Source organism: Acidaminobacter sp., from assembly GCF_030247605.1.
Taxonomy (GTDB): Bacteria; Bacillota; Clostridia; order Peptostreptococcales; family Acidaminobacteraceae; genus Acidaminobacter.
The window spans coordinates 60,280-81,739 of sequence record NZ_JAOTSB010000014.1 but is presented as its reverse complement, the minus strand read 5'-3'; the positions used below and the strand labels follow the sequence as shown (position 1 = coordinate 81,739).

Here is a 21,460-nt window from a genome sequence, read left to right as displayed (position 1 = left end):
ACTCATGATGATGTTCTTCTGGATCGTATTTATTGGAAGAGGGTATTGTTACTATTGTCCTCTGGGCACGGTGCTGGGTTTCATAAGTAAACTTTCCGGGCAGAAAATCATTACAAACCTCACAAAGTGTATTAACTGCGGGGCGTGCAATTCAGCATGCCCTATGGCGATAGATCTTCAAAACAAAGCCATGAAAGGGGAACCGGTGACCTCATTAAGATGTGTGGGCTGCGGTCATTGTGTGGACGCTTGTAAAACGAATAATCTTTCTTACACGACAACCTTTCTGAGCAAGATTTCAAGCAAATAATATGATAAGGAGATGACACCATGGCAAGCGTTGAATTAACCAAAGAAGCGCCGGATTTCGAAATAGAAGACTATAACGGCAATCTTTTCAAACTTTCCGATCTCAAAGGTAATAGCAACGTTTTGATTGTCCTCAACAGAGGCTTTGTCTGAGCGTTCTGCCAAAAGCATATGATGCAGTTGCGTCAAAACTTTGAAAAATTCGTAGAAAAAAATACGAAAATAGTCGTGATAGGACCCGAAAATGCTAAGGCTTTCAAAAGTTATTGGGAGGAGCATGATCTGAAATTTATTGGGATTCCTGATGACAAGCTCTCCGTCCTGAAATTATATGGCCAGAAGGTCAACTTGTTCAAACTTGGGAGAATGCCGGCCCAGATGCTGGTGGATCAAGCCGGGATCCTAAGATATGTTCATTACGGGCACTCCATGAGCGATATTCCAGAGACCGCTGAAATGCTTGAGCTTATAGATTCGCTGAAATAGGACTGATTTGAAATAGTGGCTTAGTTTTTAGCTTCAAGAAATTGATAGGCTTATGCCGATGGTCATTTTATCTTCACCTAGCACCAATTCACTGCTAAGTTGCGACTACCAGATCGAGATCTGTGAGGATAGAGCCCAAGGAGGGCAAAGAACAGCATGAGATTTCCAATGCCCAGAGAGTACAACTATATCCGGCCAATAGATTATGTTTGGTACGGTAAACCCACCTATAAAGAGGGCCTGATCGTTCCTGAGATTAACATTAAGTACGGCAGCTTGGTTTCAAAAGTTAAAACTATGCCGTCCTACGCAAAATACCTGGTTGGCACTTTGAGAGAGTTAACAAAGACTGTTAAATCCATAAGAAACAATCCATACACAGGAAACAAAACTATCACACCAGATGTTCTTAAAGAATTGGAAACATACGCCAAGTCCCTAGGCATATCAGGAATAGGATTTACACCCATAAATGAATCACACATGTTTAAGGACTCCATAGTACTTTTCAAAAACGCCATTGTCTTCACAATGGAAATGAAGAAAAGCGACATTGAACAAGCGCCTTCCGTACAAACCAATATTGAGGTGTTCAGAACCTATTACGAGCTTGGAAGATCTGTAAATCTGATTGCTGAGTGCCTTAGAGAAAAGGGATTTAATGTGCAAGCCGTTCCGGCAATCAGCAGTAATTTGAACCTAGCGGTTATGGCAAGGGATGCAGGTCTGGGCGGATTTGGGAAGCACGGCCTTCTTATCACGGATGAGTTCGGGCCAAGTGTTCGTATTGCCGCTGTATTGACAGACCTAAATAATCTGCTGTTTTCCAACGCGCAAAACAAGGCATGGATCAAGGACTTCTGCGATACCTGTAATGCCTGTGTACGAAAGTGCCCGGCAAAAGCGATTTACGAAAAGCCATTAGTTCTTGGAGATGGAAGTGAACAGCACATAGATTTTAAAAAATGTGCCGTGCCCTTCAGCAAACAACATGGATGCACGATCTGCATCAAAGAATGTGCGTTTTTCAAGAGCGATTATGAGAAACTAAAAAAGGCATATGAGAAAAAGCTGGCAGAGGATTAAAATCAAGCGCCCAGCCAGGTTTGGCATGTGGGTGAGAGGGTGCGGGCATGTGACCATCGGCAGAAGTCTTTGGGCTTTTAAAAGCTCCAGGACAATTAGTTTGCCGATGGTCATTTTACATTCACCGTGAACCCCATTTTCAAAGGGGTATATATTGCTTAATTGAAAGTGAGCCGTCTCGACCAACGAGACTGCAGCATTGACACTTGGCAGTTAACGAAGGGGGCAAAAAGTGCATGAAGCCCGATCAGATCCTGATCAGCAACGCGAGAACGCACAACTTGAGAAGCATTTCGCTGGCGATTCCCAAAAACAAACTGGTCGTGTTTACCGGTGTGTCTGGATCCGGCAAATCCTCGCTGGTGTTTGACACGATCTACACCGAGGCCCAGCGCCAGCTGATTGAAACCTTTTCCTCCTTTGCCAGGGAGCGGATGCCTAAGCTCACCCGGCCAGACGTGGAGGACATTCAAAACCTGTCAACAGCTATAGTCATAGATCAGAAACGCATGGGCACAACCATGAGAAGCACAGTGGGAACGGCTACGGAGCTCTATACCTATCTCAGGCTGCTGTTTTCCCGCTGCGGGGAACCGTTTATAGGACCATCTTTTGTGTTTGGGTTCAACCACCCTGCCGGCATGTGTCCGCAGTGTCACGGCCTCGGAAAAAGAATCAAAGTGGATGTGACCCAGCTGCTGGATCTGAACAAGACCATTCGGGAAGGCGGGATTACCCATCCGGATCACAAGGTTGGGGGCTGGAACTGGCGGGAGATGGTGGCCATTGACCTGTTTGACGTGGACAAAAAGCTGGGCGATTTCTCAGAAGAGGAAATCCAAAAGCTCCTGTTTGCCAAGGACATTCCTATTAGCAGGGCCCACGGCGCCGGAACCTACGCCAAGACTTTCAATGGTATAGCAGAGAGACTGGAAAGGGATTATCTGAATAAAGCCCCTGAGGATCTGCCTGCGGCCAAGAAGGACGCCTATGAAAAGTACTTCATTTATATGGATTGTGACGCTTGCCACGGCTCTCGTCTTAATGAACAAGCACGAAGCGTTGTGGTGAACGGCAGGACCATCCCGGAGCTGATTCATCTGGAGTTTACGACACTCCTGGAATTCCTCGAAACCATTGACAATCCTCTCGCTCAGCCTATTTTGAAAAAGATGAAGCAAATTCTATCCCATCTGATTGAGATCGGAGTCGGGTACCTGTCGCTGAACCGGTCAGTAGCGACATTGTCAGGTGGGGAAAGCCAGAGGGTCAAGATGGCCAGGCAGCTTGACTGCGACCTCGTGGACCTGATGTACATCCTGGACGAGCCGTCCATAGGACTGCACCCCAGAGATACGGACAAGCTGGCAGGTATGCTGAAGAAGCTGAGGGACAAGGGCAACAGTGTGTTTTTCGTGGAGCATGACCCGGATATGATCCGGATGGCGGAGTATGCCATAGATATTGGTCCGAAAGCAGGATCTCACGGTGGTGAAGTTGTCTATGCCGGGCCGGTGAAGGGTCTATTGACCTCTACAGGTCTGACAGGGGAATATTTAAGGAACCGGAAGGTCTATAAGGGCGAAAGAAAACCGCATCAAGACTGCATAGAAATAAAAAATGCCTCTCTGCACAATCTCAAAAACGTCTCGACTAAAATTCCTAAAGGAGTTCTAACCTGCATTACAGGCGTCGCGGGCTCCGGGAAAAGCAGCCTGATTTTGGAGACCTTCCTCAATCAATACAAGGACGCGGTTGTCATTGACCAGTCCGCCATTGGGAAAAACTCGCGATCGAATCCGGCGACCTATACTGGGATCTTCGACCTGATTCGAAAGGAATTTGCTCAGGGTTCAAATTCGAGTCCGTCACTTTTCAGCTTCAACTCAACTGGCGCCTGTCCTAAATGCAATGGGCTGGGTGTCATCAGCTATGAAATGCATTTTATGGACGCCGTCAAGGTGACCTGCGAGGAGTGTCAGGGAAAGCGCTACACGGATGAGGTGCTGTCTCTGAAATATAAGAATAAAAGTATTTACGACATCCTGGTTACCACCATTCAAGATCTCAGGGGATTCTTTAACCACCCGGAGATCAATCGAAAACTGGGAGTGCTGTGCGAGGTAGGCCTTGGATATCTGGAGCTCGGACAGCCGCTCAGTACCTTGTCCGGCGGTGAAGCCCAGCGGATCAAGCTGGCTTCGGAGCTTCAGAAAAGGGGCAACATCTATGTCATGGATGAGCCTACCACGGGACTTCACATGGCGGATATTGAACGACTGCTTGCCATAATAAAAAAAATGGTGGACCATGACAACACGGTCATTGTCATTGAGCACAATCTGGACGTGATTAGCCACGCTGACTGGATCATTGATTTGGGCCCTGAAGGCGGGGTTAGAGGCGGGGAGATCATTTTTGAAGGGACACCGGAGGATTTAATGGCATGTCAGAGAAGCTATACAGGACAATATCTGAAGAAAATGCAGCAGTCTGAGCTGGAGCTGGGTTGAGTAAACCTTCTCTCACAATAAGCAAAGGTTGTATGAATTAACGCAAAGCCCTTGATTTCAGGGGCTTATTCACAAAAAAAACAAGAAGTGTTGCTCAGAATTTCAGCAACACTTCTTATTTTTTGGAACTCTATTTACTCTGCCTTTTCCCGAACTTTTCGAGAAATTCATCTCTTTTTGCAACGAAATTGATCAATTCATTAGCCAGCAGACCATCATGATGTCTGTCTTTCTCAATAAAAAACATGGAGACGCCGCCCAGACCAACATGAGTGCCTACTGAAACCCCCATTTGCATGATGTACACTTCACCTTTGAAGTGACTTTCCTGAAGTAATTTCAGCTTCAGATTCTCAGCATAAGCCAGGTCGGAGGTATATCCAACAATAACAAAGGTCGTCAGCTCGTCATCAACGCGCTTAATGAATTCTCTGACATAGTGATCAAGCACGTGCTTGCGGCCGCGCTCTTTGGCAACAATGGCACCTTTGCCGCCTTTCATGGTCATGATGGGCTTGAGCTTCAGAATTTTTCCTATAAACGCACTGGTGTTGGACAGTCGACCGCTTCTGATCAGATTGTCCAGATCATCTACGGAAAGGTAATGCTTGACGTGTTTCTTAAAGGTTTCATTGAACAAAACCAATTCTTCAAAGTTGTACCCAATGTCTCGAAGCTGTGCGGACTTTAAAATCAAGTAGCCGCTGCCGTGACTCATGCATAAGGAATCAACAATATGCAGCTTATACTCGCCAGGATCATAGTTTTCATAGAAGAGCTCCTTCGCGAGCATGGCGGACTGATAGGATCCACTGGTACCGCTTGACATACAGATGCACAAAATTTCTTTGCAGCCTTCCGCGATACCCTCTTCTATGCAGCGCAAAAATTCAACAGGGCTTGGCATAGCCGTTGTTGGATTTTTTTCCAGGTCCATCATCATGTGATAGAATTCATCCGGCTGAATATCAATGCGATCCTTATACTCTTTGTCGTTGATTTGAATAATCAGAGGCGCGATACTGATGTGATAGCGGCCTAAGACTTCATCCGATAAATCACAGGTTGAATCTGCAATAATCTTGATCATGGAACGCCTCCAATTTGCTTGTTTTGCTCCTGTTTACCAATCAAGAAGCAACTTAATTTTACCACAACCCATGATAAAAGGCGCGACACTTTTAAAGTTTGCGGTGGGTGTGTTGTGACAAAACCATCGGCAGGGGTCTTCAGGCTTTTTAAGGCTTTAAGGCGTTTAATAAGCCGATGGTCATTTTTCAAACATGGAAGTTGGTGTCAGACACCCCTTCTACATTCCACATAGTCTAAACCCCCTCGTATCGGGGTATAATCCCTAATAATCTCACTAGATTGGTTGAACCCTGCAAAACGAGGTCAGCCTCGTTGAATTAGTGCGGAGGATGGCATGTACGTTGCCATAGAAAGGGGATGTGAGGCATGCCAGGCATACTCTGGACTGGGAGAATTGGTTTTTTCAAGAAACTGCTGTTGAACCTGAATGGCATGATCGCATGGATCTCCGGAAACATGAAAGACACGGAGATTATGAAAAAGGACATTAAATCAGCCTATAACGGGGATCGCAGCGCCGATGTCGAAAATTACGACACCTACGGACAGGGGCATTACGAATTGGTTGCCAACACGCTGTTGGAGGAGATCAGCATCAGCGGCAAGGTTGTCCTGGACGTGGGCTGCGGTACGGGGATCTCAACGTTTAAGCTTTTGGAGCGAAACGCTCGTAAGGTCTATGCGACGGATCTTTCTGAGTACATGGTGGGCGTTTTGAGGGAAAAGCTGGAGACGGCCGGGTATCCCCCAAATGTGGCAGAGGCAAGCGTAGGAGATGCCGAAAATCTGCCTTTTGAGGACGACGTTTTTGACGTTGCCATTTCAAGTATGGTCTTTGGCATGGTGCCCAACCAGGAAAAAATGATCAGGGAAATGGCCAGGGTGGTCAAACCGGGCGGGATCGTTGCTATCTCCACTCACGGACCAACACATTACGCAGAATTGTCAGATGCAGTGTTTGGCGCTATACCGAAACGCTATATGCTTGGCCGGAGAATTTTATACTGGCCGAGGGGGCGGGAAGAGATGCAGCGCTTTTTCCGGGCGGCGGGCTTAAGTGAGGTCAAAGTGAATCAGGCCATCTGGAAGGATGAGTTTCAAAGCAGTGATGACATGTATGAGTTCATTGCGTCATCCACCGGGAATTTCTATGCGTCCTTTATTTCTGACAAAGTGATTGATTCCGTGCTGAGAGAGATCCGAAGGTACTTTGTCGACCGAAAGATCCAAACCATTACATTGGATGTCGTTTATGCCTACGGCAAGAAAGCGGACAGATAATCCGTCTTGCACCTGGAGGCAAGTCTTTTAACCTCTGATTCAAAATCTGCGACTCAAAACCAGCGACTCGATACCAGTGATTCAAAACCTCAACCTCAACCTGGAAATATTTTGGGGGCTGCTATGATGAATAAAAAACTATTAAACCTTTTAGTTCTCGTCCTGATCCTTACGTTGGCTGGCTGCAACATTATGAACCCGGGAGAGCCTCAAAGACCGCCAAGTGATGTTGGGTCAGATTCAATGAACGACACTGGCCAAGCCCTGCCTATTCCCGCACTGCTGGAGGATACCGATCCGGAGGTAGGGCGCGCTGAGTTCACCCTGCGTGTTCAGTCCGGCACCACGCAGTTTGTTGAGGGTCTTTCAACCCCTACCCTGGGCTACAACGGCAGCTATTTAGGCCCGGCTATTTAATTGACTAAAGGCGAAGAAGTCCAAATGCATGTTGCCAATGAACTGGGAGAAACCACATCGGTCCACTGGCACGGTTTAGAAGTCGAAGGCACCGCAGATGGCGGTCCGCATCAAGTCATTGCAGCGGGGGAAACCTGGAATCCAACCTTTACGGTCAATCAGCCCGCCGCTACTTTATGGTTTCATCCCCATGTGATTGGTACGACCGCCATTCAAGTCTACTATGGTTTGGCTGGATTGCTTTTGATCGAGGATGAGAATTCAAAATCCCTTGGACTCCCTGATGACTACGGCATCAATGACATTCCGCTGGTCCTTCAGGACAGAAGCTTCAACCAAGATGGGTCGTTCTTATACGTTACGAACATGATGGACGGGGCTTTTGGCGATTATATCCTGGTGAACGGGGCTATAGCCCCTTACTTGGAAGTCGGACAAGTGAAGATGCGGTTCAGGGTCGTCAATGGTGCCAATGCCAGAAACTTTTATTTGGAGTTGGCGGACAGGTCGACCTTCTATCAGATTGCCTCAGATGGAGGCCTGCTTGAAGCGCCCGTCCTGACGGAATCGCTTTTCATTTCGCCCGGTGAACGCGCTGAGATTATCATCGATTTTTCGAAGTACAAAGAGGGAGATGTTGTGGAGCTGATCAGCGATAATGTGTTGGTCATGACTTTCAGGATCGGTGGCGCTTCCGAGGACAATACAGTTGTTCCGGAACGGCTTGCAGAAATTGAAAAGCTCGATGAACGCCTTGCCATTGGAACCAAGACCATTGAGCTGGACGGCATGGGGCACATGGTTACGTTGAACGGCAGAAAATTCGATATGCACCGGATTGATGACAAGGTTACCCTGGGGGATATTGAAATTTGGGAGATCACAACCACTGGCGCCATGATGATGGGCAGCCCGGGGCATCCGTTCCACATTCATGGCACGCAGTTTCAGATTCTTAGCCGTGACGGTCAGGAACCCGCTGCAAATGAGCAGGGATGGAAAGATACCGTCTTTGTCAGGGCAAATGAAACCGTGAGGATTATTGTCCGGTTTAACTATGAGGGTGTGTTCATGTATCACTGCCATATCCTTGAGCATGAAGAGGCGGGGATGATGGGGCAGCTGGAGGTTGTAAATCCGTTCGTCAAGTGAATGGGAATAGTTTAGGTAGGAAGACGGGGTTCATAGGCAATTGTTGCAGACACCCAGTTTCACTTAACAAAAAACCATCAGCTGAGAGTTTTTTAAAAGCTTTTAGCCGATGGTTTTTCAATTCAATCCATATTCAATTCTTCCTCCGGCAGCTTGCACGACCCGGAGAATCCAGCCGGCGGAATCCCGAGGCCATGGATAAATCTGGCCCAGTAATTGACCTGCGCCGCCGTGCTGGCGAGAATGACAATCTCGCGCTCGTCAAAATTTTGCTTCAGCGACTCGATAAACTCAGCCGGGAAAGACAGCGGCGTGGCGGAGATGAGTCTTGCGTACTCAAGTGCAATTTTCTCTCTGGTTGAGAAGGTGAGCGTGGTTGAAATGAGTGTATGATCCTGGAGGGCAGCCAGTTCCTTATCTGTGATGCCTGATTGTGCATACTCGGCTGAATTCATGTCGATGCAAAACGGGCAGAAAGCCGTAAAAGAGGCTTGCATGCGGACGAGCTTCAGCATCCGCTCAGAGATGGTCCGATCTTTGTGGGCGACCAGGGATTCCAGCACCGCTGAGCCAATGGCCGCTTTTGGAGACCACGACAGAAGTTTTGGAACCTCCAAATCTTTGCCGGTGACCTTTTTCGCGATCCATATGCCAGGTCTCAACAGGAGGGGAATAGGTTTTGGGGGACGAATAAAAGCGGCCATGGGGACCTCCTTTTCTTAGACTGGTGTCAGTCTTCACTTTTACTAGCATTAAGCATATTCCAATGGTCATATTTTCAGCAAATTCACGGATCTACAAACCCGAGGATTTCGGAAATTCGTGTTTAGTTAATTTCGGAAATTTGTTTTGAGTAGGGATGACCATCGGCTAAAAAGGTTCTTAAGCTTTTAAATAGCTTCAAGGACTTTGGGCCGATGGTCATTTTCATTCCCACAATTTTATACGGCACTATTTTCTTTGCTGATGACTAATTCTGCTCTTTGCTTTACATACGTCTTGATCACCTCTGCCAGGGCAGCTGCGCGCTCTGGTTTGAGGTCGCCCATCAGACAAACCTGGATCCAGTTTCTTCTGACGAGATAAGCGCTTTCATAGCTGATGAGGAAGCCTTTATATTTGAGATAATCGCCAAGGTGGAGGCTAGAGACAGCTTCCGGCAGTGGAATAGTTAGGATGGCGGCCGCGGCGTGGCTGCCGCTGGTCAGCGGAGGGAGACCAAGCGCTTTGAGATCCTCGCGCAGCTTGTGGCTGACTTCTGACAGGGTTTGGCGTCTTTTGTCATAATCAATGGTGGTGAGCGCGGTATAGAGTGCTTCGACAAGATTGGAGGAGAGGGTATAGGGTACTCCTGATTCCTCGTGGAACTTATGTAGATCCAGAGATCTTGGAAGCCGGCCGGCTGAAGGTGGCAGCAGAGTATTATAAAAGACAATGCCCAGGCCACAGTAGGAACCAATGCCCTTTGAGCTTGTGGCGGAAGCCATGTAAACGCCGCGCAGGTCGAGGTCGACATTGCCCAGAGCGCTGATGACATCCACGCAAAGCTTGACTTGGTAAGCGTCGCAAAGGGCTTGGATTTCGGTCAGGGGATTCAGCATACCTGTCGAGCTCTCGCAATGGACCATAAAAAGCCAGCGGATATTGGGATCGCTTTTTAGAAGGCGTTCAACGGCAGGCGGTTCAAATGCGTCGCCCCAGTCCTTTCGGCAGATTTCGAAGTCCAGTGAAAAGCGTTTGGCATGGTCGATCAAGCGCTCGCCAAATTCACCATTGCTGAGAATCAAACCCTTTTGGCCGAGCAAAGACAAATGGGCTGTGATGACGTCATTTGCCAGAGTGCCTGATCCCGTCAGGACTTCCGCGTAATTGGCTTTGGAAAGCGCACACAGTTTGGACTTGATGTCGTTCAGTTTTTTTAGGAATCCCGGCGAACGGTGTGACACTGCCGGTCGGCTGAGAGCGGCATTCACGGATTCGGGCAGCTCAACGGGACCGGGTAGAAAACTCACGATCTCCTCAGGCAAGATACTGCCTGGGATCTGAATGTTCTCGCGCTTCAGGTACATGGGCTGAAAGCTGGCTTCTCCGCTGCCGACCACAGGCCCAAAGGGGATGAAGCCTATATGTCTGTACAGCTTCTGTTGGTTCAGGATGCCTGAGATCAGGACGAGGTCATACCCCATCACTAGAAGGTATTCATAGAGCTGTGTCAAGAGTCCCATCAGCACGACGCCGTTTCTGACGCCCTGCTTGACCGAGAGCAGGCGGACTTCGCACATGGATCTAGCCGGCGGAATCAAAGCATCCAAATTTTCGAGCTTGGAATCGAGTGAAAAAGGCCTCTGGTCGCGGATGGCCAGCATGCCATGAAGCACCTGGTCCTGGCTGACCGCTATGAAATAAGTATTCTCATCATTGAATTTGTCAACCAGCAAGCGCGTGTCGCTCTGCTGGTGCTGAGGGATTTCTTCGACAAAGGTTTCGTAGTTGAGCCTGTAGATCTGTTCAAATTCCCAAGGCTGCTCGGCCCGTTTGTAGGTAAGCTGATGAATCATTGTTCATTCCCCCTGCTAAAGATGTCGATTCTATTTTTGTCTTGGCGGCATAAAAGCCCTTCTAAGATTATCGCGATTAGCGACAATGACAATAAGGTTGATGAGTGCAATAGTTCCAATTTCCCGGGGCGGATAATGGTATACTGCCATGAATACCGGAAGAAGCGTAAGTACAATTAGGGCGGCTGGAGTCTTCTTTCTGATGATGACGAAAAAAACGGCAAACATCAGTAAAACAACAAGCATCAGAAATGGGTTGTAGGCAAACAGTGCCCCCGCTAAGGTCGCTATGCCCTTGCCGCCCTTGAATCCCAGTTGTATTGGGAAAATGTGACCAAGGACCACGGCCATCAGGCTGCCTAAAGCGGCAATGTCGCTGATCTCAAGGATATAGCTGCCCAAAGCTACGGCTAGTGCGCCTTTTAGTATGTCGCCACCGGCTGTAATTAAAAAACCTTTCTTCCCGGCAGTACGTCCGACATTCGTTGCGCCTGTTGCTCGAGACCCGGAATCGCGGATGTCAGATTTGTATTTCCATTTAATATAATAATAACCGGTGTTAAAGCATCCAATGCCGTATGAGACCAAGATCCAGATTAAGTCTTCAGCGTTCAAGGCAGGGCCTCCTTTCTGCGGCTTCGCAAGTTTCTGAAAAGTTGTGATGGTGAGGGTGAGCGCGTTTTTGGAATTATTGCTTTGATACCACAATGGTGCTCGGTGTAACATTTTTCAACCCGTCAAAGTACCAGATGCTGCATTTTGGGGTATAAATTAGCGAAATAGCGCATTACACTGCGCACAGACAGGGGGAATGGAGAGTGAGCGGGAAAGTACTGATTTATGGAGGCAGCGGTGCGGTCGGATCAGCGAGCGCCAGGCTTTTGAAGAAAATGGGCTACGATCTGCACCTGGTGGGATCAGGGGAAGACAAACTCAGAAAAATCGCAGAGGAACTCGGCGCCGGCATGAGTGTTGCGGACCTGAGGGATCCGGCATCCTTCAAACGGGTCAGTGAGGAAGCGGGCAAGGAGCTGGCCGGGCTGGTGTACGCGGTTGGCACCATCAATCTCAAGTCTTTAAGGCGACTTGAAGAGGCGGACTTCATGGACGATTTCAGACTCAACGCCCTGGTGCCGTCATGGCGGTTCAGGCGGCGGCATCAGCGCTCAAAAAACATCAGAACGCGTCAATAGTCCTGTATTCCAGCGTTGCGGTCCAGCAGGGCATGGCCATGCACGCTTCACTTAGCATGTGCAAAGGCGCGGTGGAAGGGCTGGTCCGGTCACTGGCGGCTGAGCTGGCGCCTCAGATTCGCGTCAACGGCATTGCGCCTTCGCTGCTGCAGGACAGTGACCTGTCCTCCGCCATCATTAAAAGTCCGGAGGCCATTGAAGCGCTGGGTAAAACCCACGCCCTGAAGCGGCTGGGGAATGCTCAGGACATTGCGAGCCTCACCGCGTTTCTGATTTCAGACCAATCAGACTGGATGACCGGCCAGATTATTGGCGTGGACGGTGGGAGATCCGTTATTCAAGGTTAACATTTGTATGGTGTTTTTTTTATTACCGTCCGCGTCCCCAACTTCAAGTTGGGGACGCGGACGGTAATGAAATTGTAATATTGACAAACCTATTTTTTTAAGTTAATATGAACATAGTTCAAATGAACAGTGTTCATTAAAAAACAAATTGAGGTGGTGAAACCATGGCAAAGGTCATAGAAAATCCAAGACAGCTCATCCTGACCCATGCAAGGGAGATCTTAAGCGAGAAGGGCTACAGCCAACTGACAATGCGGGGCGTCGCGTCCGCTTGCGGCATTGCCCTTGGCACCATTTACAATTATTTTCCCAATAAGGACGACTTGATGGTGGAAATGATGTCGGAGTACTGGAAGACGTTTCAGTCTGAGGTGGATTTAATCTTGGGAAGCGCCGGGTCATTTTCTGAAAACCTTCAAGGCATCTATCGCAGCCTCGAAGGTTTTGTCGGCATATTTCGGGCTGAATGGCTGAAGCCTGAGCTCTATCAGGCTGAAGAGGTCATGGGAAGCAGCAGGGGGAGAAAATTTCAGGCCATTGAGATGCTGGCGGCTCGACTCGCCAAATGGTTGGAGGTCGAGGGGATCCGCTTCAAGGTCATGTCCAGCCGGGAAGCCGCGGCTTTCGTGGTTATGAACTTTCTGGCCATGATCCAGACCCCGCTGGTGGACTATACGGTCCTTGAAGAAGTAATTTTGTCACTGCTGGAGGAAGAGGGACACGGGTCGGCAAACTAAGCTAAGGGTAAAAAAGTCCTATTTTCTCTGCGGCTCATTGGCACTGTAAGTTATGAGATCTTAAAAATATGGAGGTTGAGTGTTTTATGTTATTATATGCCATTGTGTCGATTACTGCTGCTTTACTGTTTTATACTATAGGCGTCTGGTCGGAAAAACTGTCGGGGACCCTCAAGCCTTGGCATGTCATTATCTTTTGGTTCGGGCTGGTGTTTGACACCCTTGGCACGACGCTGATGAACCGAATCGCGACCGATGCGGCCGGCTTCGGCATCCATGGCGTGACCGGGTTGGCAGCCATTCTCTTGATGCTGGTTCATGTGATCTGGGCGACCGTCGTCCTATATCAGAACAGTCCAAAAACGAAAAAGAAATTCCACCGGTTCAGCGCCGCAGTTTGGCTGATTTGGCTGGTCCCGTTTGCGTCTGGCATGGTTGTGGGGATGTCGGCTTAGATAAGCGGTTGGGCTGTTGCAATTTAAAACGAGTTGGTTTATACTATGTATATACTAATTGTTGAGGAAGTGATAGTATGATCGCAACAATCAACAAATGGGGAAATGGGCAGGGCATTCGACTTCCAAAAGCCATTCTCGAGCTACTGGGAATTGATGTAAATGATCCGGTTGAAATAGAGATTGAAGATAACAAAATTATTATCTCAAAGATTTCAACCAGTAAGGAATTGACGCTGGATGATCTTTTCAAAGACTATACGGACGACTATAAACCATCTCTGATCGATTGGGGGAAACCTAAAGGTGACGAGATATGGTGAAACAGGGCGATATAATCAAACTTAATTTTGATCCTCAGCTGGGGCATGAGCAGTCTGGTTTTCGACCGGCTGTGATCATAAGCAACCCTTCCTTTCACAAATATACAAATCTGGTGATTGCATGCCCTATCACGACAAACGACAGAGCTTTTCCGCTTCATCTTCCTCTCGACAGCAGAACGAAGACAAAGGGCGCCATTTTGTGTGAACAGCCTAAAACACTTGACCTAAAGGCTCGTCCTTATCAAGTCATTGAGACGCTGCCCCTTGACCTGTTGGAAAAGGCTATTGAAATGGTTTACGCGGAAATAAGAATTGAATGATTTGTCCCGGAACGTAAACTCAAACCAAAAATGGATAAATATTGAATGATTGAATGACCATCGGTTCTTAAAAAGCTTTTAGAAAAGCTTTGAAAGACTTTTGCCGATGGTCATTTTTCATTCCATATTCCAGATCCTACTGATTCAAATAGTCCACCGCAAACTGAGCGTGGAGCGCAACGCCATACTTCAGCATGTCCTCATCAACGTTGAACTTTTCGTGGTGCGGAAAGTAAACGCTGCCTTTAGCCTCGTTGTAATAGCCGAGCAAGGCAAAGGTGCCGGGGACCTCCTGGAAGTAATAGGACATATCCTCTGAGCCCATCTGTTTGTAGAGGTCGACGTTTCTGCCCGGACCATAGACTTTTTCTGCTGAGTCTTGAGCGATGACCGTGACCGCTTCATTGTTATAAGTGGAAAGGGCAGTTTCTTCGAAGATGACCTCCACTTTGATTTCGTGGGCGAGGGCGGTGGCATCAGCAAGGCGCTGGATGGCTTCGTGGACAGCCTTTCTGACGTCGGGGTTGAAATACCTCATGGAAATATCCAGCTCCGAGTATTTGGCGATGATATTGGACTTGGTCCCGCCGGAGATCCTGCCAACAGCAATGATGACAGTCTCTTTTGGATCCACCTTTTTCGTGGCAATACTCTGGAGCTCATTGACGAACATGCAGGCCGGATAAACAGTGTCTTTCGCTAACTGCGGCGTTGAGCTGTGGCCGGAAACGCCTTCGAATTTGACATAAATGGTGTCGGCGCCGGCCAGCTTGTAGCCCGGGTTGACATCATAGAAGCCTGTCTCCAGGTTGGACATGCCGTGGAGTCCAAAGATGGCGTTGACGTCTTTCAGGTGGCCATCGGCAATAACATTCTGGGCACCAACGCAGAGCTCTTCTGCCTCCTGGAAGATGCAGCGGACTTCGCCGGGGAGTTCGTCTTTCATCTCGTTGAGGAGCTTGACAGCGCCCAGGAGCATAGCGGTGTGGTTGTCATGGCCGCAGGCATGCATGACGCCATAGGATTTCGAAGCATAGGGGACACCGGACTCCTCAATGATTGGAAGCGCGTCGGTATCCGCACGGAGGGCAACGACTTTAGTGCCTTTCCCGGGATTGATCCTGGCAACTACCGAGGTGGTGCCGGCCTTATCATAAGAAACGCCCATAGCGTCCAGCTCGCGCATGATTCTTTTTTGTGTTTCAAATTCCTGAAGGCTGAGCTCCGGGTACTCGTGAAGCTCCCTGCGGATCTTAATGACGTAGTCCTGGATGGCGGCTGCGCTTTCGATTATAGTCATGGTACTGACCTCCGTTCTATTTTTGTTTTGCTTAAGACTGGGCTATAAGCCGCTGTTTTGAAACGATAAATTCCTCCTGGATAACGGCGACTAACGCCGGGTCGTTAAATAGCCTCAGAGCCGCCAGGGCCATGACTTTACCGGCGTTCAAAGCCGCCCCCACCGCCTCGTCTGAACCAGCTGCCTCAAGGAATTCCACGGTGTGCGGCATAGTGCCTTCGCCGGCAATGGCGAACCACAAATTGCAGGTTGGCAGTTCGAAAGAGACATTGCCGAGATCTGATGACCCTAGGACATCAAAGGACTTGATCAGTCCTGCTTTCGTAGCTTTGGCCAGATCGAGAACCAGACGGTCCAGGGTCGGAACCTTCACGGGTGCGCCGTAAGGTACACTCCAGGAAAGTTCCATTTCAGCGCCTGTCGCCAGGGCACCGGCCTGGGCGCAGCGCTCGATCATGTTCGCAAGCTTTTCCATGTAAACATTGTCCAAGGCGCGAACAGCCCAGTCCATCTCGGCACGGTCCGGCACCACGTTGCATATTTTTCCGCCATCCCGGATAAAGCCGTGGACTCTGGCGTCACCTCTCAAGTGTTCCCGCTGAAGTTCTATAGCATTATAGGTTATGACTGCGGCATCCAGCGCGCTGACGCCTTTTTCCGGGGCTGCGGATGCATGGGACGGCACGCCCTTGTAGACAATAGTCGCGGTTTTGGTCGCGAGGAAATCAGAGCCTGTTGCCCAACGGTCGCCGGGATGAGTGACGAGGGCGACATCAATGTCCTGAAACATTCCGGCTTCAACCATGTGAGCCTTGCCGGCTTTGCCTTCTTCTCCGGGCGTACCGTAGACGACCAGGCGGCCCTTCAGTTGAGGTATGCGTTTCGCCAGCAGAAGCGCTGCCGCCAATCCTGCTGACGCGATCAGGTTATGTCCGCAGGCGTGCCCTCCTGGCAGCGCGTCATATTCAAGCATAAGTGCTATTGAAGGGCCGCCGGACATGCCGTCCAAGGTGGCGATAAAGGCAGTGTCCATTGTCCACGGTTCCTTTGTCACCGGATGAACGCCTTTTGGGCTTCGTTCGAGACTGAAGCCATGGTTCTCAAAAATAGCGCAGAGCAGGTCGCAGGCAAAGGATTCCTTAAATGCCAGTTCAGGGTTGTCGTAGATTTTTTTCGACGCGTCCCCAATGAGCTCTGAGAAATCCGTCATTTCTGATACAAAGGCCAATTCTTCTGACGTTAGTTCTGCTCCAGCGTCTGTAATCTGCTTCAAGGTCCCAACCGCGCCATCTTCAGTCCATTCCAGTTTGAAGCCCAGGGCCTTCAGAGCGGCCTCGTCCAGTTTGAGGTCACCTTCGGGGGTTAAGCGGATCGTGCCTGAATTTTTTACGCTGCCGGTTTCCTTAATTAAGATGGTCTTGTTCTCATGATATTCTGATTTCAAGGGGTACGCCTCCTATGTGGTTTTCTAAGTGATTCAATAAATCAGTGCAATAGTTGTGCCAGTGTTATCAAAATTGTATGATAATTTCCAAATTGCTTCAAACACGGTGATTTAAGCAGTTTCGATGGTTAGTTAAGTAGAGGTGTTATGATTTGAGAAGCAGGTTTCTATCTTCATACGTAAAAAGAATTTACCTTTTGTACGATCTGTAAAAATATCAGCGTTTGAGAGGGTTGACGATCTGGGATTTGTGTGGCTGAAACCGCTCCCGGGGGAGAGGTGGGAATTGAAATGACCATCGGCAGGAATCCTAAAAAAGCTTTTTGAAAAGCTTTGAAAGAGGTTGCCGATGGTCACAGTTAATTAATCTATTCTTAAACAGACGTTATGTAATTATGTTCTAATCTATGCGGCAGCCGCAGCTTCGGCTTCAGGAAGCTTCTCCATGGTGATGCCAGTGAACCCGTAGAAAATTGAAACCAGCGGATTGATCAGGTTCAGGTAAGCGTAAGGCAGATAGGCCAGGGTGGCGACGCCCAGGGTGCCAGCCATGAAGATGCCGCAGGTATTCCAAGGCACCAGTGGCGACGTCAGCGTGCCTGCGTCTTCAAGGACGCGGGAGAGATTCTTTGGATGAAGGCCGCGTTCCTGATAAATTTGTTTATACATACGGCCAGGGATAACTATGGAGAGATATTGGTCGCCGGCCATCAGGTTCATGCCTATGATGGTGATGATCGTTGCAAGCACAAGGCTTCCTGTGCCGTGGGCGAGTTTCAGAATTGAACGGGCAATAGCTTCCAGCATGCCGGACTTCTCCATAACGCCGCCAAAGCTCATGGCGCAAAGGATCAGGGACAGGGTCCACATCATACTGTCGAGACCGCCGCGGGAGAGAAGGTCATCAATCACAGTAATGCCTGTTTCTGAGGTATAGCCGTAGTGCATGGCTTCGATAATGGAGGACATGTCTGCCCCTTGAAAAATAAATGCGAACAGAGCTCCGAGGAGCGCGCCGCCCATAAGTCCCGGGATTGCGGGCGCTTTAAAGATGACCATGAGAATTACCAGCAGTGGCGCCACGAAGAGGACAAGGGAAATATTGAAGTTGGCTTCCATACCTGTGAGGATTTCATTGATGGCAGAGGTGTCCAGGTCGTTGTTGGCAAACTTCATTCCAATGATCCCGTAGATGATCAGCGAAATGATTAAGGATGGCCCGGTGGTATAGGTCATATGTCGGATGTGCTCAAAAAGTGTAGAGCCGGCCATGGCAGGTGCCAGGTTGGTGGTATCGGAAAGTGGGGACATCTTGTCGCCAAAGTAGGCGCCGGAGACGATCGCGCCCGCAACTAAACCTGGATTCATGCCAAGTCCAATGCCGACGCCGACAAGGGCGATTCCGACCGTACCAGCAGTCGTCCAGGAGCTGCCGGTTGCAAGGGAAACCACACTGCAGAGCAGCACAGTCGCAACGAGAAAAATGCTCGGAGATAGGAGCTTCAAGCCATAGTAGATCATGGTTGGCACTATGCCGCCCAGAATCCAGGTGCCTATGATCATCCCTATGATCATGACGATCAACAGAGCCTGCATAGACATTTTTATGGTGTCGATAATCCCATCCTCAAGCTCCTTCCATGTATAACCGAGACCAAAGACTGAGACAATTGCCGCGACAACCGCTGCCATGAGGATTGGAATGTGGGGGTCACCGCCCCAAAATTGCATGGTAAAGATCAGCGCTGCAATGATAAAGAGCATGGGGATGAGTGCGTGACCCAGGGTGGCTTGTTTCTTCATCTTTGTGACCATTGAAGAGTTCCTCCTTTGCGATTTTTGGATGTAAATTTTCGGAACGGCGTTCTGATAAAATGGCATGACCTTAGATTAAACTGAAAATTGCAAAAAATCAAGCGTTAAATTTCAGATTATCCTATGAAAAGTGAAGGGAGTATCGTTTCATATGGGCACAAAATAATTTTAGAAAGACGCGGATGTCAGATTCAGCAAAGTCTTTCTCTTGAATGGCACTGACTCCTTTAAGAAGAAATATTCATAAAGAGCAAGGCAAATAATAATTGATTTTCAAATGGGTTGAACTCTGATTCTTATAATGCTATAGTGATTCACTGAAACTATTTCGGAACGACAGACCGGAAATAGAGTTGAATATGTGTGCGGAATCATTTACAATTGCTGTTAATGAAACTACACACTGAAAAGGAGGAGCAGCACATGAAAAGCGCAACACAAAAAAAGGCGTACACCGTGCTGGGTGCCGCCGCAGGGATTAATCTTGTGTCCGGGATGCTCTACATATGGGGCATAGTCAGCCGTTCGCTGATTGACCAGCTGGGATGGACCAGCAAGCAGGCATCGCTGCCGTATACCTTGGCAACTGTAACTTTCGTCATAGCCATGGTGTTCTTTGGAAAGCTGCAGGATCAAAAGGGACCCAGGTGGACTGCGACTATTGGCGTCATACTGATGGGCACCGGTGCCATTTTGTCCGGACTCAAGACGGAGCCGCTGTTTGTGGCTGTGGCCTTTGGTCTGATTGGAGGCAGCGGGATTGGGATTCTGAATGTGTCAACCACCCCGCCGGCAGTAAAATGGTTTCCAAAAGAGAAGAAGGGCATGGTCACCGGTGTGGTCGTCGGTGGCGTCAGTTTGTCCTCTATGATGTATTCGCCACTGGCGAACTGGCTCAATCAAACCTATGGTGTTTCTGCGGTATTCATTGTCGTTGGCACGATCAGTCTGGCAGTGGGGATGATCCTGGCGCAACTCCTCAAGAATCCGCCGGAGAAGGATGCTGCCAAACAGACGGTCATGGAAAAGGCCCAGGCGCTGAATGACCACACCTGGCAGGAAATGCTCCGGTCGCCAAAATTCTGGGTGATCTGGCTGATGCTCGCTATGTCTTCATCTGCAGGGCTGATGGTCATTGGTCATGTCGTGTCCATTGCCAAAGTCCAGGCAAGTTGGGCCGGCGGCTTCCTGCTTGTCATGCTGCTGGCGCTGTTCAACACCATAGGCAGATTTGGGGGCGGCAGCCTGTCAGATAAGCTGGGACGCCTCAATTTGATCCGCGGCATCTTTATTCTGCAAGCCATCAATATGCTTGCGTTCACCACTCTGCGTTCAGTGCCGGCTCTGGCGGTGGGCGTCGCGGTGGCGGGCATGTGCTACGGCGCGATCTTTTCAGTTTTCCCGGCGACCATTTCTGACTTATACGGACTCAAGAACTTTGGCGTCAACTTTGGCCTCATGTTCACTGGCTGGGGTGTGGGCGGCATAATTGGCCCTATGACGGGCGCCTGGATCTACGATCTGACCGGGCAATTTACCACAGCGTACATGGTTTCTGCCGGCCTCTTGATTGTTGCGCTGGGACTCACTTTTGTATTTTCCAGACTAAAAGTTCCAAACCGAACTTCAAGAGCTGCTTAAAAATTTTAACAAAAGCTATTGCCGATGGATTGACAACCAACAACCACTCATTGTAAAATAAAGTCGGAACGATGTTGTCAAAAATCGGAACAGGAAAGGGAGTCACATTATGACCGAAAGAATTGTCGCTGTCGATCGCGCGCTGGACATCCTGCTGGCGCTGTATCATAATAACGGCGAAATGGGCGTTTCAGAGCTTGCGAGAGATCTGGACCTCTACAAAAGCACCATTCACAGGTCGCTGGCATCCCTGGAATATAAAGGCTTTGTCCAGAAGAACCCCGAAAACGGCAAGTACTGGCTGGGGATGAAGGTCTATGCCATGGGACTCCTGGTCGGGGAGAAGTTTTCTCTCGCGGATGTGGTTCGCCCTTATGCCAAAGAGTTGTTTGAGGCTTATGGCGAAGTGGTCAACGTGTCGGTTCTCGACCGGGATCCGGAAGTGGGCTACAAGAGTGTGATCATTCTGAAGGAATTCAGTAAGAGCAAAGTGCTGTCGGTGAATCCGGGTGTAGGATCGAGCAGCGATTTGCATATATCGTCCATCGGCAAAAGTCTTCTGGCTTTTTCCAAGGATATTGACCTCATGTCCTATGCGGAGCAGCCGCTGAAGCGTTATACCGAGAATACCATTGTCAGCTGGGAAGGCATGATGGCGGAGCTTAAGAAGATCCGGCAGCAGGGCTACGCCATTGACAACGAGGAGCAGGAGATTGGGCTGTATTGCATTGGCGCGCCAATCCTGGACAAGCGGGGGAACGCCATAGCGGCGATCAGCATCTCCGGGCCTACGGTCAGGATGAATCGGGAAGATCTGGACGAGAAGATTCAGAGGGTGGTCGAGATCAGCCGAAGGATTACGCAGGAGGCGCTGTAGCAAAGAGCTGCGGATGTTGGTGTTGACGCTGACGTTGACGCTGATGCTGACGTTGATATTGGTATCGACGCTGAAGTTGATTTCGATATCGAAAAATAAACCATTTTTGAA

The 21,460-nt window shown here is 49.1% G+C and carries 20 protein-coding genes and 1 pseudogene; 14 read left to right on the top strand and 7 right to left on the bottom strand.

Annotated features, from left to right (window positions below; all coding sequences use genetic code 11):
- Window positions 1-4 precede the first annotated feature (4 nt).
- The 4 genes from OEL90_RS15230 to OEL90_RS08370 all read left to right on the top strand — a co-directional run bounded on the left by OEL90_RS15230 (window position 5) and on the right by OEL90_RS08370 (window position 4,394).
- A complete protein-coding gene (locus OEL90_RS15230; RefSeq protein ID WP_307730931.1) occupies window positions 5-310 on the top strand; it encodes a 4Fe-4S binding protein in 306 nt (101 codons plus the stop codon).
- Window positions 311-330: 20 nt separating this feature from the next.
- Window positions 331-795, top strand: coding sequence for a peroxiredoxin family protein (locus OEL90_RS08380; protein WP_307730927.1), 465 nt, complete (start codon window positions 331-333; stop codon window positions 793-795).
- A gap of 156 nt (window positions 796-951) precedes the next feature.
- A complete protein-coding gene (locus OEL90_RS08375; RefSeq protein ID WP_300687888.1) occupies window positions 952-1,881 on the top strand; it encodes a hypothetical protein in 930 nt (309 codons plus the stop codon).
- Between the two features lie 236 nt (window positions 1,882-2,117).
- The gene (locus OEL90_RS08370) at window positions 2,118-4,394 is read left to right on the top strand and encodes an excinuclease ABC subunit UvrA (protein WP_300687886.1); all 2,277 of its coding nucleotides are present in this window, start codon (window positions 2,118-2,120) and stop codon (window positions 4,392-4,394) included.
- 130 nt (window positions 4,395-4,524) lie between these two features.
- Here the strand turns inward: OEL90_RS08370 and OEL90_RS08365 are convergent, their stop codons facing one another.
- Window positions 4,525-5,484, bottom strand: coding sequence for a DegV family protein (locus OEL90_RS08365; protein WP_300687884.1), 960 nt, complete (start codon window positions 5,482-5,484; stop codon window positions 4,525-4,527).
- 368 nt (window positions 5,485-5,852) lie between these two features.
- On the opposite strand from OEL90_RS08365, the gene OEL90_RS08360 reads away from it, so the two are divergent.
- The 3 genes from OEL90_RS08360 (at window position 5,853) to OEL90_RS08350 (ending at window position 8,336) form a co-directional block, all read left to right on the top strand.
- Window positions 5,853-6,767 carry a class I SAM-dependent methyltransferase gene (locus OEL90_RS08360; protein ID WP_300687882.1) on the top strand — a complete coding sequence of 305 codons (915 nt, stop codon included), beginning with the start codon at window positions 5,853-5,855 and terminating at the stop codon, window positions 6,765-6,767.
- 126 nt (window positions 6,768-6,893) lie between these two features.
- Window positions 6,894-7,184: a hypothetical protein gene (locus OEL90_RS08355; protein WP_300687881.1), complete on the top strand. Its 291-nt coding sequence runs from the start codon at window positions 6,894-6,896 to the stop codon at window positions 7,182-7,184.
- Entirely contained in the window at window positions 7,185-8,336 is a 1,152-nt protein-coding gene (locus OEL90_RS08350; protein WP_300687879.1) for a multicopper oxidase family protein, read from the top strand. It abuts the gene before it with no gap.
- 122 nt (window positions 8,337-8,458) lie between these two features.
- Here the strand turns inward: OEL90_RS08350 and OEL90_RS08345 are convergent, their stop codons facing one another.
- The 3 genes from OEL90_RS08345 to OEL90_RS08335 all read right to left on the bottom strand — a co-directional run bounded on the left by OEL90_RS08345 (window position 8,459) and on the right by OEL90_RS08335 (window position 11,509).
- Window positions 8,459-9,040, bottom strand: coding sequence for a carboxymuconolactone decarboxylase family protein (locus OEL90_RS08345; protein ID WP_300687877.1), 582 nt, complete (start codon window positions 9,038-9,040; stop codon window positions 8,459-8,461).
- A 237-nt stretch (window positions 9,041-9,277) separates the two neighbouring features.
- Window positions 9,278-10,894 carry an aminotransferase class V-fold PLP-dependent enzyme gene (locus OEL90_RS08340; RefSeq protein WP_300687876.1) on the bottom strand — a complete coding sequence of 539 codons (1,617 nt, stop codon included), beginning with the start codon at window positions 10,892-10,894 and terminating at the stop codon, window positions 9,278-9,280.
- A gap of 30 nt (window positions 10,895-10,924) precedes the next feature.
- On the bottom strand, window positions 10,925-11,509 hold the full coding sequence (locus OEL90_RS08335) for a glycerol-3-phosphate acyltransferase (RefSeq protein ID WP_300687874.1): 585 nt from the start codon (window positions 11,507-11,509) through the stop codon (window positions 10,925-10,927).
- Window positions 11,510-11,705: 196 nt separating this feature from the next.
- Here OEL90_RS08335 and OEL90_RS08330 point away from each other — a divergent pair.
- The 5 genes and pseudogenes from OEL90_RS08330 to OEL90_RS08310 form a co-directional block, all read left to right on the top strand.
- A pseudogene (locus OEL90_RS08330) lies at window positions 11,706-12,434 on the top strand (SDR family NAD(P)-dependent oxidoreductase); the annotation flags it as partial.
- Window positions 12,435-12,598: 164 nt separating this feature from the next.
- A complete protein-coding gene (locus tag OEL90_RS08325; RefSeq protein ID WP_300687872.1) occupies window positions 12,599-13,171 on the top strand; it encodes a TetR/AcrR family transcriptional regulator in 573 nt (190 codons plus the stop codon).
- Window positions 13,172-13,257: 86 nt separating this feature from the next.
- Entirely contained in the window at window positions 13,258-13,626 is a 369-nt protein-coding gene (locus OEL90_RS08320; RefSeq protein WP_300687870.1) for an HsmA family protein, read from the top strand.
- A gap of 77 nt (window positions 13,627-13,703) precedes the next feature.
- On the top strand, window positions 13,704-13,949 hold the full coding sequence (locus OEL90_RS08315) for an AbrB/MazE/SpoVT family DNA-binding domain-containing protein (protein WP_291403674.1): 246 nt from the start codon (window positions 13,704-13,706) through the stop codon (window positions 13,947-13,949).
- Window positions 13,943-14,272, top strand: coding sequence for a type II toxin-antitoxin system PemK/MazF family toxin (locus OEL90_RS08310; RefSeq protein ID WP_300687869.1), 330 nt, complete (start codon window positions 13,943-13,945; stop codon window positions 14,270-14,272). The genes OEL90_RS08315 and OEL90_RS08310 overlap by 7 nt, the downstream gene beginning before the upstream one ends.
- Before the next feature lie 136 nt (window positions 14,273-14,408).
- Here OEL90_RS08310 and OEL90_RS08305 read toward each other — a convergent pair whose 3' ends face one another.
- The 3 genes from OEL90_RS08305 to nhaC form a co-directional block, all read right to left on the bottom strand.
- The gene (locus OEL90_RS08305; RefSeq protein ID WP_300687868.1) at window positions 14,409-15,572 is read right to left on the bottom strand and encodes an amidohydrolase; all 1,164 of its coding nucleotides are present in this window, start codon (window positions 15,570-15,572) and stop codon (window positions 14,409-14,411) included.
- Between the two features lie 31 nt (window positions 15,573-15,603).
- The gene (locus OEL90_RS08300) at window positions 15,604-17,016 is read right to left on the bottom strand and encodes a M20 family metallopeptidase (protein ID WP_291403603.1); all 1,413 of its coding nucleotides are present in this window, start codon (window positions 17,014-17,016) and stop codon (window positions 15,604-15,606) included.
- A gap of 405 nt (window positions 17,017-17,421) precedes the next feature.
- The gene (gene nhaC, locus OEL90_RS08295) at window positions 17,422-18,831 is read right to left on the bottom strand and encodes a Na+/H+ antiporter NhaC (protein ID WP_291403601.1); all 1,410 of its coding nucleotides are present in this window, start codon (window positions 18,829-18,831) and stop codon (window positions 17,422-17,424) included.
- A gap of 423 nt (window positions 18,832-19,254) precedes the next feature.
- Between nhaC and OEL90_RS08290 the strand changes: the two genes are divergently transcribed.
- Window positions 19,255-20,472, top strand: a complete 1,218-nt coding sequence (locus tag OEL90_RS08290) for an L-lactate MFS transporter (RefSeq protein ID WP_291403599.1) — start codon at window positions 19,255-19,257, stop codon at window positions 20,470-20,472.
- A 109-nt stretch (window positions 20,473-20,581) separates the two neighbouring features.
- Window positions 20,582-21,349, top strand: a complete 768-nt coding sequence (locus OEL90_RS08285; protein ID WP_300687866.1) for an IclR family transcriptional regulator — start codon at window positions 20,582-20,584, stop codon at window positions 21,347-21,349.
- Window positions 21,350-21,460: the final 111 nt, after the last annotated feature.